This is a genomic window from Pararhizobium sp. A13 (genome assembly GCF_040126305.1).
Taxonomy (GTDB): domain Bacteria; phylum Pseudomonadota; class Alphaproteobacteria; order Rhizobiales; family Rhizobiaceae; genus Pararhizobium.
Map to the genome: position 1 here is coordinate 3,813,238 of NZ_CP149510.1, position 15,205 is coordinate 3,828,442.

Genomic DNA, 15,205 nt, shown 5'->3' on the forward strand with positions numbered 1-15,205 from the left:
GCGGTGCGTTAGAGGCAGACAAGAACAGGAGGGAACATACGATGGATTTCGCACTGACCGAAGAACAGCAGATGATCGTCGATACCGTGCGCGGCTTCGTCGAAACCGAAATCTATCCGCACGAGAACGAGGTGGAGCGCACCGGTTTCGTGCCGCGTGAACTCGGTCAGGAGATCGCAGCCAAGTGCAAGGCGCTCGGCTTTTTCGCCTGCAACATGCCCGAGGAGGTCGGCGGCGCCGGTCTCGATCACCAGACGTTCACGCTGGTCGAGCGCGAACTCGGCCGCGGCTCGATGGCGCTCACCGTTTTCTTCGGCCGCCCCTCCGGCATCCTGATGGCTTGCAACCAAGAACAGCGGCAGAAATACCTGATCCCCGCCGTCACCGGTGAAAAGTTCGATGCACTCGCCATGACTGAACCGGATGCCGGCTCCGACGTCCGCGGCATGAAATGTTTCGCGCGGCAGGACGGCGACGACTGGATCGTCAACGGCACCAAGCACTTCATCAGCCATGCCGACATCGCCGATTTCGTCATCGTCTTCATCGCCACGGGCGAAGAAGACACGCCGCGCGGGCCGAAGAAGAAGATCACCTGCTTCCTCGTCGATCGCGGCACACCGGGCTTCGACATTCGCGACGGCTACAATTCCGTGTCACATCGTGGCTACAAGAATTGCATCTTGACCTTCGACGATTGTCGCCTGCCCTCGTCGCAGATTCTCGGCGAGGTCCACAAGGGCTTCGACATCGCCAATGACTGGCTCTACGCCACGCGTCTGACGGTGGCTGCGACCTCGGTCGGCCGCGCCCGGCGGGCCTTCGACTATGCGCTGTCCTACGCGGCCGAACGCAAGCAGTTCGGCAAGCCGATCGGCGCCAACCAGGGCGTCTCCTTCAAGCTTGCCGACATGATCACCGATATCGATGCCGCCGATCTGCTGACGCTGTCAGCCGCCTGGCGGCTCGATCAGGGCCTGCCGTCGAACCGTGAGATTGCTTCCGCGAAAGTCTTCGCAACGGAAATGCTCGCCCGCGTCACCGATGAGGCGATCCAGATCTATGGCGGCATGGGGCTGATGGACGACCTTCCGCTTGCCCGCTTCTGGCGCGACGCCCGCGTCGAACGCATCTGGGACGGCACGTCTGAAATCCAGCGGCACATCATCAGCCGCGACCTGCTGCGGCCGCTGGGAGCGTGACGATGATTTTGATCTGGCAAGACACCCCTCCCCAACCCCTCCCCACAAGGAGGAGGGACTTAATTCACCGCGCCCTTGTGCGACCTCCCCGATTGCCATGTGCGGGAGTTCCCTCCTTCGTTGGGCGGGTGATTGACGCAATGCCGTTGCCGCAGGTTAAGCCCCTCCCTCTTGCGGGGAGGGGTTGGGGCGGGGCATTCGCGTCAAACGAAGGAGCCACCGAATGACGCGTTCCCTCACCCGCCTGATCCGGCCCAGATCCATCGCAGTCTTCGGTGGAAAGGAGGCGCGCCGGGTCATCGAGCAATGCGACAAGATGGGGTTCACCGGCGATATCTGGCCTGTCCACCCCAGAGAGGACGAGATCTTCGGCCGCCGGTGCTACCGCTCCGTGGCAGAACTTCCATCCGCGCCGGATGCCTCCTTCGTCGGCGTCAACCGCCAGCTCACCATCGAGATCGTCCGCGACCTTTCCGCCCGCGGCGCCGGCGGCGCCATCTGCTACGCTTCGGGCTTCCGCGAAGCGGTCAGCGAGCTTGCCGACGGCAATGACCTGCAGGACGCGCTGGTGGCAGCCGCCGGCGAAATGCCGATCGTCGGGCCGAACTGCTACGGCTTCATCAATGCACTCGTCGGCGCCCTGCTCTGGCCGGATCAACACGGCATGCAGCGTATCTCAAAGGGTGTCGCCGTCCTCACCCAGTCCTCGAACATCGCCTGCAACATCTCGATGCAGACGCGCGGCCTGCCGCTCGCCTATATCATGACGGCCGGAAATCAGGCGCAGACTGGCCTTTCGGAACTCGCCATCGCGGCGTTGGAAGACCCTCGCGTCACCGCCGTCGGCCTCCACATCGAAGGCTTCGACAGCATTGAAGCCCTGCAGCGGCTGGCCGCGCGGGCGCGGGAACTGAAGAAGCCGGTCGTCACGCTGAAGGTCGGAAAATCGGAACAGGCGCGGCTCGCGACCGTCTCGCACACCGCCTCCCTCGCCGGCAACGACGCCGTTTCCGGCGCGCTGCTCAAGCGCCTCGGCATAGGCCGCGTCGACACTCTGCCGGAGCTGCTGGAAACGCTGAAGCTTCTCCATCTCCACCCGCCGCTCAAAAACCTCGACATTTCCTCGATGAGCTGTTCGGGCGGCGAAGCATCGCTGATGGCCGATGCCGGCGTGAGGCGCAAGACCGTGTTTCGCGCCCTGAAGGACGAACAGCGCCAGCCGCTGCGCGAAAGCCTCGGCGACATGGTCACTATCGCCAACCCGCTCGACTATCACACGTTCGTCTGGGGCAATCTGGAGAAGCAGACGACGGCCTTAATCGCGATGATGAAAGGCGACTATGCGCTGAACCTCATTGTTCTAGACTTTCCGCGACAGGATCGCTGCGACGCCACCGACTGGAACACGACTTGCCAAGCCGTCATCGCCTCGGCCAGGGCGACCGGCGCCGTCGCCGGCATCGTCGCCAGCCTTGGCGAGAACATGCCGGAAGACACGGCGCTGTCGCTGATGGCAGCAGGCGTCGTCCCCTTCTCGGGCATCGACGAAGCGCTGGCGGCCGCCGAAATCTCGGCCGGCATCGGCACGGCTTGGGCGAAGGCGGCTCCGGCACCGCTCCTGTCGGCGACGCCGTCCGATGGGGAGATCGTCACGATCAGCGAAAGTGACGCAAAGGCCGAACTGGCAAAGTTCGGCCTCGTCGTGCCCATGGGCAAGGTTGCGATCACCGCAGCCGAGGCCGCCGATGCGGCCGAAACGCTCGGCTTTCCGGTTGTTCTCAAGGGCCTCGGCGTCGCTCACAAGACCGAGGCCGGTGCAGTCAAGCTCAATCTGCCTGATCGCCAATCCGTCCTTGAAGCGGCGGACGCCATGAAGAACCTCGCATCCGGCTATCTCGTCGAAAAAATGATCGCAAAACCCGTCGCGGAAATCATCGTCGGAGCGTTGCGTGATCCCGTTGCCGGCCTGGTGCTCACCATCGGCGCGGGCGGGATTCTGGTGGAATTGCTCGAAGATTCCGCGATTTTGACCTTGCCGACGACGCCGGAAGCCATCGCTGAGGCAATTTCCGGCCTGAAAATCAGAAAGCTGCTCGATGGCTATCGCGGCGGCCCGAAAGGCGACGTCGAGGCGCTGGCGGCGGCTGTCGCTGCCGTGGCATCCTATGTCGTTTCAAACGCCGCAAAGCTCGAAGAACTGGATATCAATCCTATCATGGTGCTGCCGCAAGGGTCTGGAACCGTTGCCGCCGACGCCTTGATCCGTCGAAGGAAATGACCCTATGACCGGACCAATCAGAACCCGCCGCGAAGGCGGTATTCTCGAAGTCACCATCGACCGGCCGAAGGCCAATGCGATCGATCTGGTGACCAGCCGGATCATGGGCGAAATTTTTCGCGATTTTCGCGACGACCCGGAATTGCGCGTGGCGATCATCACCGGTGAGGGGGAAAAATTCTTCTGTCCGGGGTGGGACCTGAAGGCCGCTGCCGCCGGTGACGCGGTCGATGGCGACTATGGGATCGGCGGCTTCGGCGGCATGCAGGAACTGCGCGACCTCAACAAACCGATCATCGGCGCGATCAATGGTATCTGCTGCGGCGGCGGGCTGGAGATCGCGCTCTCGACCGACATGATCCTTGCCGCCGAACACGCGACCTTTGCGCTGCCGGAAATCCGTTCGGGCACCGTGGCCGATGCCGCCTCGATCAAGCTGCCGAAGCGCATCCCCTACCATATCGCCATGGATATGCTTTTGACCGGCCGCTGGCTGGATGCCGCCGAGGCGCATCGCTGGGGCTTCGTCAACGAAATCCTGCCCGCCGGCAAGCTGATGGACCGAGCCTGGGAACTCGCCCGCCTGCTCGAGAGCGGCCCGCCGCTGGTCTACGCCGCGATCAAGGAAGTGGTCCGCGCCGCCGAAGGCGAAGGCTTCCAGACGACGATGAACAGGATCACCAAGCGCCAGTTCAAGACGGTCGATATTCTCTATTCGAGCGAGGACCAGCTGGAAGGCGCGCGGGCATTTTCGGAGAAACGCGATCCGGTGTGGAAAGGAAAATAGCGGACCGCGAGATCACGACCGCAGACTAGCCGAGCAGTGCATCTCTCAATGGCTCAATGCCATAAGCCATGTTTATGAACACTGCAGAATTTTTATGTGAATACAGATCAACCTTTGAACGATACCATCAATTTTAACAGGGCTTTCCGGCATCGGCAGGCCAACTTCGGGAAAGGTGCGAAGGCGGCAGATAAATCCGCAAAAATGACTGGCCTCCCTGCCTTCCGGCAGGCATTCTAGCAGCAACCCGATCAACCATGATCGAACAATAATCAGAACGGCAAAAGCCATCAAACAAAGGGAACAGGGGAATGAGCGAATACAAGAATTACCTCGCCAATCAGGTCAAGATGGGCAAGATGAACCGGCGCGAATTCATGGGTCGGGCAATGGCAGCCGGCATCGCCCTGTCGAGCGCAAGCGCATTGTTTGCGACAAGTGCTGCCGCGCAGGAACCGAAACGCGGCGGCCACCTGAAGCTCGGTCTCGAGGGCGGCTCGGCCACCGACGCACTCGATCCGGCCAAGGCATTGTCGCAGGTGCTCTTCGTCGTCGGCCGCAACTGGGGCGACCTGCTGGTCGAATCCGATCCGCTGACGGGCGCTGCCGTTCCGGCCCTTGCCGAATCCTGGCAGCCATCGCCGGATGCAGCCGTCTGGACCTTCAAGATCCGCAAGGGCGTGCAGTTCCACGATGGCAAGGAACTGACGATCGACGACGTCGTGAAGACGCTGCAGCGCCATACCGACGAGAAGTCGGAATCGGGCGCGCTTGGCGTGATGAAGTCGATCAAGACGATCGAGAACAAGGGCGGTGATCTCGTCCTGACGCTGACGGAAGGCAATGCAGACCTGCCGCTGCTCCTGTCCGACTATCACCTGATCATCCAGCCGGGCGGCGGCTATGACAATCCCAACGCCGCCATCGGCACAGGCCCCTACAAGCTAACCAGCTTCGAAGCGGGCGTACGAGCCACCTTCGAAAAGAATCCGAACGACTGGAACCCGAACCGCGGCTATGTCGACAGCGTTGAAATCATCAACATGAACGACGCCACGGCCCGTATCGCCGCCCTCTCCTCCGGCCAGGTCCACTACATCAACCGCATCGACCCAAAGACCGTAGCCCTTTTGAAGCGTGCGCCGACCGTCGATATCCTCTCGACCTCCGGCCGCGGCCACTACGTCTTCATCATGCATTGCAACACAGCACCCTTCGACAACAACGACCTGCGCATGGCGTTGAAATACTCGATGGACCGCGAGAACATGGTGCAGACCATCCTCGGCGGCTACGGCAAGGTCGGCAACGACTTCCCAATCAACTCGACCTATGCCCTCTTCCCGGAAGGGATCGAGCAGCGCGCCTACGATCCGGACAAGGCGGCCTTCCACTACAAGAAGTCCGGCCATAGCGGCCCGGTGCTCCTGCGCACCTCGGACGTTGCCTTCCCGGGCGCCGTCGACGCGGCGGTGCTCTACCAGGAAAGCGCCAAGAAGGCCGGCATCGAGATCGAAGTGAAGCGCGAGCCCGGTGACGGCTACTGGTCGAACGTCTGGAACGTGCAGCCCTTCTCGACCTCCTACTGGGGCGGCCGCCCGACGCAGGACCAGATGTATTCGACGGCCTATCTGTCGACCGCCGACTGGAACGACACCAAGTTCCTGCGTCCTGATTTCGACAAGATCCTGCTCGAAGCCCGCTCCGAACTGGACGAAGCCAAGCGCAAGGAAATGTACCGCACCATGGCGATGATGGTGCGCGATGAAGGCGGCCTGATCCTGCCGATGTTCAACGATTTCGTGAACGCCTCGACCAAGCAGGTGAAGGGCTATGTCCACGATATCGGCAACGACATGTCGAACGGCTACGTCGCAACCCGCGTCTGGCTCGACGTCTGATGACGGGCGGCGGACCACTCACGGGTCCGGCGCTAACGACGGGTCCGGCTGCGGGGGGCGAAGGTCTCTCGCAGTCAGCACTCGTCTCCGGAACGCCGGTCACGCCCCCGACGGGTGTCGTGACCGGCACGTTCTGGCGCCGTTTCACCCTGCGCCGCCCCTTGGCGGCCCTCATCATCCAGCGCCTGGGATTAAGCGTTGGTCTCCTCTTTGCCGTGTCGCTGATGATCTTCGGCGGCGTGGAAGCCCTGCCCGGCGATTTCGCCACCACCTATCTCGGCCAGTCCGCGACACCGCAGGCGGTTGAAAACATCCGCAAGGATCTTGGCCTCGACAAGCCGCTCAGCGAACGCTACCTCAACTGGCTCGGCGGCGCCGTCAAGGGGGATTTCGGCACCTCCTGGGCCAGCAAGAACTCCGTCAGCGAACAGATCGGTAAGCGGCTTGGAAACTCGCTGTTCCTCGCTTTCTTCGCCGCACTGGTATCCGTGCCGCTCGCCGTCGCGCTCGGCATGCTCGCGGTGCAATATCGAAACCGGCTGCCGGACAAGATCATCAACGTCATATCGCTCGCGGCGATCTCGCTCCCCGAGTTCTTCGTCGGCTACCTGCTGATCCTGTTCTTCGCGGTTCAGCTGGGCGTCGCGACCTTCCCGGCCACTGTCTATGACAGCATGGGCTTCGGTGAACGGCTTTCGGCCATCGCCCTGCCGGTTGCAACCCTCGTGCTCGTCGTTCTCGCCCATATGATGCGCATGACCCGGGCGGCGATCCTCAACGTCATGTCGTCGGCTTATGTCGAGACAGCGGAACTGAAGGGCCTCAGCGCCTTTCGGATCATTGCCCGGCACGCAGCACCCAATGCCGTTGCGCCTGTCATCAACGTCATCGCGCTCAACCTCGCCTATCTCGTCGTCGGCGTCGTCGTCGTGGAAGTGGTGTTCGTCTATCCGGGTATGGGCCAGTACATGGTCGATGCCGTCACGGTGCGCGACATGCCAGTGGTGCAGGCCTGCGGCCTGATCTTCGCCGCCTTCTACATTTTCCTCAACATGGCCGCGGATATTCTTGCCATCCTCGCCAATCCAAGATTGAGGCACCCACGATGAGATTGAGCTCCATTCCCTTAAGTGCCTGGGTCGGTATCGCCGGTATCACGCTTGCCCTGATCTGCGCCATCTTCGCCCCCTGGATCGCTCCCTATGGCGAGCGCGACGTGGTCGGCGACATCTGGCTGCCGATGGGCGGCGACTTTCTGCTCGGCACTGACAATCTCGGCCGCGACCTGTTTTCGCGTCTGGTCTACGGGGCGCGGACGACGATCTTCGTCGCCCTTGCGGCAACCGCCATTTCGTTTTCGCTGGGCATGCTGCTTTCCTTCACGGCGGCTGTCACCGGCGGCTTCATCGACCAGTTGTTCTCGCGTTTCAACGACCTGATGATGGCGATCCCGACCTTGATCTTCGCCCTCGTCGTGCTTGCCGTCTTGCCGCAGCAGCTCTGGATTCTGATCCTGGTCATGGCGGTGCTCGACAGTACCCGCGTCTTCCGCATCGGCCGCGCCGTGGCACTCGATGTCGCGGTGATGGAGTTCGTCGAGGCCGCGCGCCTTCGCGGCGAGGGCACAAGCTGGATCATCTTCCGGGAAATCCTGCCCAACACACTGTCGCCGCTTCTCGCCGAATTCGGCCTGCGTTTTGCCTTCTCGATCCTGTTCCTGTCCACCCTCTCCTTCCTCGGTCTCGGCATCCAGCCGCCGGCCGCAGACTGGGGCGGCATGGTCAAGGACAACAAGGACGGTATCATCTTCGGCATCTCGGCAGCCCTGATACCGGGCGGGGCGATTGCCGGCCTTGCGATCTGCGTCAACCTCGTCGTCGACTGGCTGATGAAGCGAACCTCGAGCCTCAAGGGAGGGCGCGGCGATGCCTGAATCTCTATCTGTTAAGAATGGGCTTCTTTCCGTCAGGAACCTGAAAATCGAGGCCACCAGCTACCCGCCGGGCGAGCCACCGAAGACCGTAACCCTGGTCGAAAACGTGTCGTTCGACCTGCAGAAGGGCAAAGTGCTCGGCCTGATCGGCGAAAGCGGCGCCGGCAAGTCGACGATCGGCCTCTCCGCCCTCGCCTATGGCCGTGGCGGCGCATCCATCACCGGCGGTCAGGTGCTGCTCAACGGCAAGGATATCCTGACCCTTGGCCGCGACGGCGTCCGCACCATCCGTGGCTGCAAGGTCTGCTACGTCGCCCAGTCTGCCGCCGCAGCCTTCAACCCGGCCCACAAGCTCGGCGAACAGGTGATCGAGGCGTCGCTGCGCCACAAGATCATGAGCCGGACGGAGGCGGAAAAACGGGCGCTCTACCTCTTCAAGGTGCTCGGCCTCCCGAACCCTGAAACTTTCGGCGACCGCTATCCGCATCAGGTCTCCGGCGGCCAGCTGCAGCGTGCGATGACCGCCATGGCGCTCTGCCCCAATCCGGAGTTGATCGTCTTCGACGAACCGACCACGGCGCTCGACGTTACCACCCAGATCGACGTTCTGGCGGCGATCAAGCATGCAATCGAGGAAACGCACACCGCAGCCCTCTACATCACCCACGATCTCGCCGTCGTCGCCCAGATCTCCGACGACATCATGGTGCTGCGCCATGGCAAGACCGTCGAATACGGAACGACCAAGCAGATCATCGAAGCGCCGAACGAAGACTATACGCGCGCCCTCGTCAGCGTCCGCCAGACCAAGCGCGAGGAAGCCAGGGATCAGAGCAATACGCTGCTCAAGATCGAGCATGTCAGCGCCGGTTATGCCAACGGTTTCAAGGTGCTGCATGACGTTTCCATGCATCTGCCCAAGGGCCAGACGCTGGCGATCGTCGGCGAAAGTGGCTCAGGGAAATCGACGCTCGCGCGCGTCATCACAGGGCTGCTGCCACCCTCGGAAGGCAAGATCACCTTCGATGGAAAGGAGCTACCAAAAGCGCTGAGTGCACGCACCAAGGACGAGCTTCGCCGCGTGCAGATGATCTACCAGATGGCCGACACGGCGATGAACCCGCGCCAGACGGTGCGCAACATCATCGGCCGGCCGATCTCCTTCTACTATGGCCTGCACGGCGCCAAGAAGACGGAGCGCGTCAAGCAACTGCTCGACCAGATCGAGATGGGCGACCGGTTCCTCGACCGCTATCCGGCCGAACTGTCCGGCGGCCAGAAGCAGCGCGTCGCGATCGCCCGGGCACTGGCGGCAAAACCAGAACTGATCCTCTGCGACGAACCGACCTCGGCGCTCGATCCGCTGGTGGCTGAAGGCATCCTGAATCTGCTTCTGAAGCTTCAGGAGGAAACCGCTGTTTCCTATGTCTTTATCACCCACGACATCGCCATCGTCCGCGCCATCGCCGACAGCGTCGCCGTCATGCACAGGGGCAAGCTCGTGCGCTTCGGCCCGAAGTCCAAGGTACTCTCGCCGCCCTTCGACGACTACACCGATCTACTCCTGAAGTCGGTGCCGGAAATGGAAATCGGCTGGCTGGAGAAGGTGCTGACGACGCGGCGCATGGAGAGTGCGGGGAATTGATCATGCCGCGGCGGTTTGACCATGACGTGGAAAACTTCTAAAATGACCACAGTAGTCATTAAAGGTGCTCCATGAAGGAAATTCAGCTGCGCGACGCCAAGGCAACGCTATCGTCCGTCGTGGACGAAGCGTTGCATGGCAAGGCGTCGATCATCACGAGACATGGTCGCAAGGAGGCCGTCATCATGTCCTATGAGGAATATCGCCGGCTTTCCGACGTTCCGAGTTTCGGCTGGCTGCTCACCCATTCTCCTCTGGAGGACGACGACATCCCGGACCGCAAGCCCGCGCGTGCGCTGAGCGATCAGTCGTTTTGATGTACCTGCTCGACACGAACTTCCTGTCGGTGATCGGCCCAAGACGTCTCCACGCGCCGGAAGAAGCGGCGGTGCGCAAATGGATCGAAGACAGCTCCAACAGGCTGTTCCTGTCGGTCATATCCATCTCGGAAGTCGAACTGGGGATTGCGAAGGCCGCGCGACTGGGTGCGTCGAAAAAGGCCGGCGATCTGGCCAACTGGCTGAACAGCATCGTCCATCTCTATGCAAGCCGTATCCTGACGCTCGATCTCCACACGGCTCGGCTTACCGGACGATTGCTCGACAAGGCCCATGGAACTGGCGGTGACCCCGGCTATGAGGATGCGGCGATTGCGGCGACCGCGATGACGCAGGACTTGACCGTGCTGACGCGCAACACCCGCCACTTCAAAACGATGGAGGTTCCCTGCCTCAATCCCTACGAAGGTTTGCCAACGACATGAACGCCGTCTCCAGGGCAACCGTGCTTTTTGCGTGGCAAAGAACGCCGTCATTTCGGTGTGCAGGCGACGTCGCCCGTGCGCTGTGCGGCCTCGCCTTCCAACATGACCGAAGGATCGCCCTTCGCCGAGCAATCTCCCTTCACGCCGGCGCCCGAGCGAAAATGCACGACGGGCTGGCCTTCGATAAAAATGCTCGGCACGATCTCGTAGAGCTCGGGCGGGCAGTTAGCGACATCGGACATGCGCAACGCCGGCTGACCGCCGATCATGACGCTGGTGGCGCCCGACAGCGCGCAGGCCGGCAGCGGCGGGGCGTCGTCAGCAACGGCGGGAACTGCGAAGGCAAGGATCAAAATGCCTGCCAAAACATTTCTCTTCAACATTCTCGTCCTCCCGCGACGCCGCCAACAATGCGGCCGCGACAGCATGCAGAAAAGACCAGGACATGACCACAGGCAATTTCACCGTCATCGAAAACCAATGGATCGTCCTCAAGGACGGCACGCGGATGGCCGCGCGCATCTGGTTGCCGGAAGGCACGGATCAGCACCCCGTTCCGGCGGTGTTCGAATACCTGCCCTATCGCAAGCGTGACGGCACCAGCCCGCGTGACGAATCCACCTATCCGGTCTTTGCGGCCGCAGGCATTGCCGGCGTTCGCGTCGATATCCGCGGTTCTGGTGAATCCGACGGCGTCATCGACGGCGAGTACACACCGCGCGAACTGGCCGACGGTTGCGAACTGATCGCCTGGATCGCCGCACAGCCCTGGTCGAACGGCAAGGTCGGCATGATGGGCATTTCCTGGGGCGGCTTCAACTGCCTGCAGGTGGCGGCGCTGAAGCCGCCTGCTCTGAAGGCGGTGATCTCGATCGCCTCGACCGTCGACCGCTACAACGACGACATCCACTACAAGAATGGCACGCATCTCTCCGCCCAGCTTTCCTGGGCGGCGACCATGCTGGCCTACCAATCCCGTTCGCCCGACCCGGCGCTGGTCGGCGACATGTGGAGGCAGATGTGGCTGGAGCGCCTGGCGCTGGAGCCCTTCTTCATCGAAGAGTGGCTGGAGCACCAGCGCCGCGACGGTTTCTGGAAACACGGCTCGATCTGCGAGGATTTCGATGGCTTCCCGATACCGGCCATGGTTATCGCCGGCTGGGCCGACGGTTACCGCAACACGCCGATGAAAGCCGCTGAAGGTCTTGGCGACCGGGTGAAGGCCCTGATCGGCCCCTGGGTGCACAAATATCCACATTTCGCATGGCCGAAACCGCGCGCCGATTTCCACGGCGAAGCAATCGCCTGGTGGAATCGCTGGCTGCGCGACGAAGACACCGGCGTCGAGGCTTTGCCGCAGATGCGCGCCTTCATTCTTGACGGCCCGAAGCCGGCGCTCCGCCGCAATGTGGAGCCAGGTTTCTGGATTGCCAAGGATCAGTGGCGACTGCCGGAAATGCAGTGCTTCTATGTCGACCAGTTCGGAAGCCTGCAGGACGGCATGCCGATCGCCGGTGCCCACGACCACAACGCATATCTGAGATCGCCGCTCGATACCGGGACAGCGGCGGGTGAATGGTTCACGCTGAAGCCGGACGCCGAAATGGCGGGCGACCAGCGCATCGACGATGCCGGCTCGCTCACCTTCGAAACCGCGCCGCTGACGCATGCGGTCGACTATCTCGGCCAGCCGGTGCTCACCGTCGAACTCGCCTGCGACGGCAATTGGGCAAACCTCATCGCTCGCCTCGTCGATATCCATCCGGATGGTACGGCGACCCGCGTCACCTTCGGCGTCCTCAATCTCGCCCACCGCGACGGTTACGCCGAACCGAAGCCGATGGAGAAGGGCAAGAAGACGCAAATCCGGCTGGTGCTTGATGCCTGCGGCTACCGCTTCGGCGCCGGCCACCGCATCCGCCTGTCGCTCTCGACATCCTACTGGCCGATGGTCCTGCCGGCCCCGTCCGATCCGGGCCTGACGCTCGACCTCGCCTCCCTCGGCCTTGCCCTACCGAAACTCGGCGACCATCAGGTCATCACCATGCCGGAACCGGCAAATCCCGATCCGCTGCCGAAATATATCGAGCACGCGGCGGGAAAGACCAGCCGCCGTGTCGAGCGTGATATGACGACCGGCAAGACGCATTATTATATTTTCGAGGACACCGGTCTTTTCGAACACCCGGATACCGGCTTTGCCACTCAGGATATCCGCAACGAGATGTGGACCATCGCTGCGGACGATCCCCTGTCGATGACCGGCGTCTCGACCTGGACCTGCATTGCCAAACGCGAAAACTGGTCGGTCAAGACCGTTTCGGTCTCGCGGATCGGCTGCACAGCAACGGAATGGCTGACGTCGGCTTCGGTAACGGCCTTTGAAGGCGCCACGCAGATTTTTGAAAAGACCTTCGAGAAGCGCATCCCCCGCGACTTCATGTAAAGGATCGGACGGGCGTCGCCTCAGCCAAGGCGTCAAGCGCCCGCTCCGCGTCCTGCACCGGCACGAAAATGTGGTCGTGGTGATAGGCCGCGACCACATTGGCGCTGATGCCATGCCGCGTCAGCGCCGCCGCGACCGCCGCCGTCAATCCGACAGCCTCAAGCGCGGAATGCACTGTCAGCGTGATGCAGCGCATCACCGGCCCATAAGCCAGTCTGGCCTTGTCTGCCGCTGTGCGCTCGAGGATCAGCGTCAGGCCTTCGTCCTCGCGGAAGAAGCCGAGCGGCGACAGCGAAAGCCAGTCGCCCGCCTCCGCGTCCGGCACCGTGCAATAGACATATTCTGCGGGACGCAAGTCCGGGCGCATGTCGCGCAAGAGCACTTCGAGATCGGTAATAGCCGTCATATCCTGCATCCATTCCTTCTGCATCACACAAGCGTGTAGCGTTGCGGCCGACCTCTCACATTGGCGTTACGCACGCATTTGCGATTTGACCCGTGAAGGAGCGTCAGGCCACAGTTTACTCACAACGCAAAGGCGCGTTGGATTCAAGCCGTGAGCCTATGTCCGCGACAGACAGGAGGAATGCCATGCCGTCCATCAAAACACAAACAGCCTTGCGAACGACCGGACGCTCCCTCGCCCTCCGCCTTGGCGCAACCGCGATCGCTGCCGCGCTCTTCGCGATGTCCTCAACTTTCAGCAACGCCGCCGAGGAAGCCGTCGTCATTCCTCCTCCGGCGATCGACGAAACGGCCAGCGCGACGACCGAGAAGGCCGTCTTCGCCGGCGGCTGCTTCTGGGGCGTGCAGGGTGTCTTCCAGCATGTGAAGGGCGTGAAGAACGCGGTCTCCGGCTATTCCGGCGGGACGAAAGACACAGCCGTCTACGAAACCGTCAGCAGCGGTGATACGGGTCACGCAGAGTCAGTCGAGATCACTTACAATCCGAAAGAGGTCACCTACGGTCAGCTGCTGCAGATCTTCTTCTCGGTGGCGCATAATCCAACGCAGTTGAACTATCAGGGCCCAGACCACGGCACGCAATACCGCTCGGAAATCTTCACCACCACTGGTGAGCAGAAGAAGATCGCGCAAAGCTATATCGCCCAGCTCGACAAGGCTAAGGTATTCGGCGAACCGGTCGTCACCAAGGTCTCGGATATGGCCGCCTTCTATCCGGCCGAGGAATATCACCAGGATTTCCTGACGCTCAATCCGACCTACCCCTACATCGTCTACAACGACATGCCGAAGATCGAAAACCTGAAAGCACTGTTCCCGGCGAAATTCAGCCCAAAGCCGGTTCTGGTCCTGAAAGCCAAGGGTTAGCTAAAGCGTTCCAACGAGACCGCTGACCCCGAGGCAAATCTGACGGAAACCTTCCTGCGCGCCCGCGCTCATATGACGGGCGCGCATCCAGGCATGGATCATCTGCGGCTCATCGCGGTAGGTCACATTCACGCCGGCAGCGATCAGCCGCTCGGCATAAAGAGCTGCGTCATCGCGCAACGGATCGAAATGCGCTGATGTGATATAGGCTGGAGGCAGGCCGGAGAAATCCTCTGCCTTCAGCGGGTGTGCAAAGGCGCTGTCAGCCGGTGCCTGCAAGACGTCCCGATAATAGGCTACGTCCGCCGCCGACAGGCCCGGCGCCTCGGCCATTTCGGCATAGGAGCCCGACGTCAGGTCGCCACCGAGCCCCGGATAGATCAGCACCTGCCCGACGATACCGCCAACGACCTCCGCCTTGGCTTTCAGCGCAATCCCCGCCGCCAGATTGCCACCGGCGCTGTCGCCCGCAACAACCAGCGGATGGCCATCGGCAAGCAGTGAGATCAGCACTTCAAAACAATCGTCGAACGCCGCCGGCCAGACATGCTCCGGCGCCAGCCGGTAATCGACTGACACCAGCTCGGCCCGCGCCGCATGAGCGATCTCCGCGCAGATGGCATCATGGCTTTCGAGCGACCCGACCACGAAGCCGCCGCCATGGATGTAGAAAATCCGCGTTTGTGTCGCGATATCCGCCGGTCGATAGCGCCGCACGGGAATACGGCCGCTGACCTTCTCATCCTGCCGCGCCAGTCCTTGCGGCGATGGCGCATCGAACTCGGCGCAAAGCGCGTCGTACCATCTGCGCTGTTGCTTGATCGGCGCGTCGACGGCATCGACGGGATAAAATTCTTCGCAGCGCTTGTGGAAACTGAGGATACCGGGTTCGGTGGGGAAAAGGCGGTGTGTTGTCAT

The 15,205-nt window shown here is 62.0% G+C and carries 14 protein-coding genes; 11 read left to right on the forward strand and 3 right to left on the reverse strand.

All coding sequences use genetic code 11. The annotated features are described in order from the left end of the window. The first annotated feature begins 41 nt into the window (after positions 1-41). The 9 genes from WI754_RS18695 (at position 42) to WI754_RS18735 (ending at position 10,509) form a co-directional block, all read left to right on the forward strand. The gene (locus WI754_RS18695; protein WP_349434946.1) at positions 42-1,202 is read left to right on the forward strand and encodes an acyl-CoA dehydrogenase family protein; all 1,161 of its coding nucleotides are present in this window, start codon (positions 42-44) and stop codon (positions 1,200-1,202) included. A gap of 223 nt (positions 1,203-1,425) precedes the next feature. Next, entirely contained in the window at positions 1,426-3,480 is a 2,055-nt protein-coding gene (locus WI754_RS18700) for an acetate--CoA ligase family protein (protein ID WP_349434947.1), read from the forward strand. A gap of 4 nt (positions 3,481-3,484) precedes the next feature. After that, positions 3,485-4,267 (forward strand): carnitinyl-CoA dehydratase, encoded by a 783-nt coding sequence (locus WI754_RS18705; protein ID WP_349434948.1) that lies wholly within the window; start codon positions 3,485-3,487, stop codon positions 4,265-4,267. A 311-nt stretch (positions 4,268-4,578) separates the two neighbouring features. Then, entirely contained in the window at positions 4,579-6,168 is a 1,590-nt protein-coding gene (locus WI754_RS18710) for an ABC transporter substrate-binding protein (protein ID WP_349434949.1), read from the forward strand. After that, positions 6,153-7,277, forward strand: a complete 1,125-nt coding sequence (locus WI754_RS18715; RefSeq protein ID WP_349437865.1) for an ABC transporter permease — start codon at positions 6,153-6,155, stop codon at positions 7,275-7,277. The genes WI754_RS18710 and WI754_RS18715 overlap by 16 nt, the downstream gene beginning before the upstream one ends. After that, a complete protein-coding gene (locus WI754_RS18720; RefSeq protein WP_349434950.1) occupies positions 7,274-8,101 on the forward strand; it encodes an ABC transporter permease in 828 nt (275 codons plus the stop codon). Before WI754_RS18715 ends, WI754_RS18720 begins: the two co-directional genes overlap by 4 nt. After that, on the forward strand, positions 8,094-9,746 hold the full coding sequence (locus tag WI754_RS18725; protein ID WP_349434951.1) for an ABC transporter ATP-binding protein: 1,653 nt from the start codon (positions 8,094-8,096) through the stop codon (positions 9,744-9,746). Before WI754_RS18720 ends, WI754_RS18725 begins: the two co-directional genes overlap by 8 nt. A 71-nt stretch (positions 9,747-9,817) precedes the next feature. After that, the gene (locus WI754_RS18730) at positions 9,818-10,063 is read left to right on the forward strand and encodes a type II toxin-antitoxin system Phd/YefM family antitoxin (RefSeq protein WP_349434952.1); all 246 of its coding nucleotides are present in this window, start codon (positions 9,818-9,820) and stop codon (positions 10,061-10,063) included. After that, positions 10,063-10,509: a type II toxin-antitoxin system VapC family toxin gene (locus tag WI754_RS18735; RefSeq protein ID WP_349434953.1), complete on the forward strand. Its 447-nt coding sequence runs from the start codon at positions 10,063-10,065 to the stop codon at positions 10,507-10,509. Before WI754_RS18730 ends, WI754_RS18735 begins: the two co-directional genes overlap by 1 nt. A 47-nt stretch (positions 10,510-10,556) precedes the next feature. Here the strand turns inward: WI754_RS18735 and WI754_RS18740 are convergent, their stop codons facing one another. Beyond that, positions 10,557-10,892, reverse strand: a complete 336-nt coding sequence (locus WI754_RS18740; protein WP_349434954.1) for a PAAR domain-containing protein — start codon at positions 10,890-10,892, stop codon at positions 10,557-10,559. A 62-nt stretch (positions 10,893-10,954) separates the two neighbouring features. Here WI754_RS18740 and WI754_RS18745 point away from each other — a divergent pair, with 62 nt between their 5' ends. After that, positions 10,955-12,955, forward strand: a complete 2,001-nt coding sequence (locus tag WI754_RS18745) for a CocE/NonD family hydrolase (RefSeq protein WP_349434955.1) — start codon at positions 10,955-10,957, stop codon at positions 12,953-12,955. Here the strand turns inward: WI754_RS18745 and WI754_RS18750 are convergent. Then, positions 12,948-13,361, reverse strand: a complete 414-nt coding sequence (locus WI754_RS18750; RefSeq protein ID WP_349434956.1) for an ACT domain-containing protein — start codon at positions 13,359-13,361, stop codon at positions 12,948-12,950. The two genes, WI754_RS18745 and WI754_RS18750, sit on opposite strands and share 8 nt — an antisense overlap. Before the next feature lie 281 nt (positions 13,362-13,642). Here WI754_RS18750 and msrA point away from each other — a divergent pair, with 281 nt between their 5' ends. Beyond that, positions 13,643-14,287, forward strand: a complete 645-nt coding sequence (gene msrA / locus WI754_RS18755) for a peptide-methionine (S)-S-oxide reductase MsrA (RefSeq protein ID WP_349437866.1) — start codon at positions 13,643-13,645, stop codon at positions 14,285-14,287. On the opposite strand, the gene WI754_RS18760 is transcribed toward msrA, so the two are convergent. Beyond that, complete coding sequence (locus tag WI754_RS18760; RefSeq protein WP_349434957.1) at positions 14,288-15,205, reverse strand: alpha/beta hydrolase; 918 nt, start codon at positions 15,203-15,205, stop codon at positions 14,288-14,290.

Coding starts and splice junctions, on each gene's coding strand:
- WI754_RS18745 (WP_349434955.1), top strand. CDS start 10,955: ATGACCACAGGCAATTTCACCGTCATCGAAAACCAATGGATCGTCCTC.
- WI754_RS18740 (WP_349434954.1), bottom strand. CDS start 10,892: ATGTTGAAGAGAAATGTTTTGGCAGGCATTTTGATCCTTGCCTTCGCA.
- WI754_RS18700 (WP_349434947.1), top strand. CDS start 1,426: ATGACGCGTTCCCTCACCCGCCTGATCCGGCCCAGATCCATCGCAGTC.
- WI754_RS18710 (WP_349434949.1), top strand. CDS start 4,579: ATGAGCGAATACAAGAATTACCTCGCCAATCAGGTCAAGATGGGCAAG.
- WI754_RS18750 (WP_349434956.1), bottom strand. CDS start 13,361: ATGACGGCTATTACCGATCTCGAAGTGCTCTTGCGCGACATGCGCCCG.
- WI754_RS18705 (WP_349434948.1), top strand. CDS start 3,485: ATGACCGGACCAATCAGAACCCGCCGCGAAGGCGGTATTCTCGAAGTC.
- WI754_RS18760 (WP_349434957.1), bottom strand. CDS start 15,205: ATGACAACACACCGCCTTTTCCCCACCGAACCCGGTATCCTCAGTTTC.
- WI754_RS18695 (WP_349434946.1), top strand. CDS start 42: ATGGATTTCGCACTGACCGAAGAACAGCAGATGATCGTCGATACCGTG.
- WI754_RS18720 (WP_349434950.1), top strand. CDS start 7,274: ATGAGATTGAGCTCCATTCCCTTAAGTGCCTGGGTCGGTATCGCCGGT.
- WI754_RS18725 (WP_349434951.1), top strand. CDS start 8,094: ATGCCTGAATCTCTATCTGTTAAGAATGGGCTTCTTTCCGTCAGGAAC.
- WI754_RS18735 (WP_349434953.1), top strand. CDS start 10,063: ATGTACCTGCTCGACACGAACTTCCTGTCGGTGATCGGCCCAAGACGT.
- msrA (WP_349437866.1), top strand. CDS start 13,643: ATGTCCTCAACTTTCAGCAACGCCGCCGAGGAAGCCGTCGTCATTCCT.
- WI754_RS18730 (WP_349434952.1), top strand. CDS start 9,818: ATGAAGGAAATTCAGCTGCGCGACGCCAAGGCAACGCTATCGTCCGTC.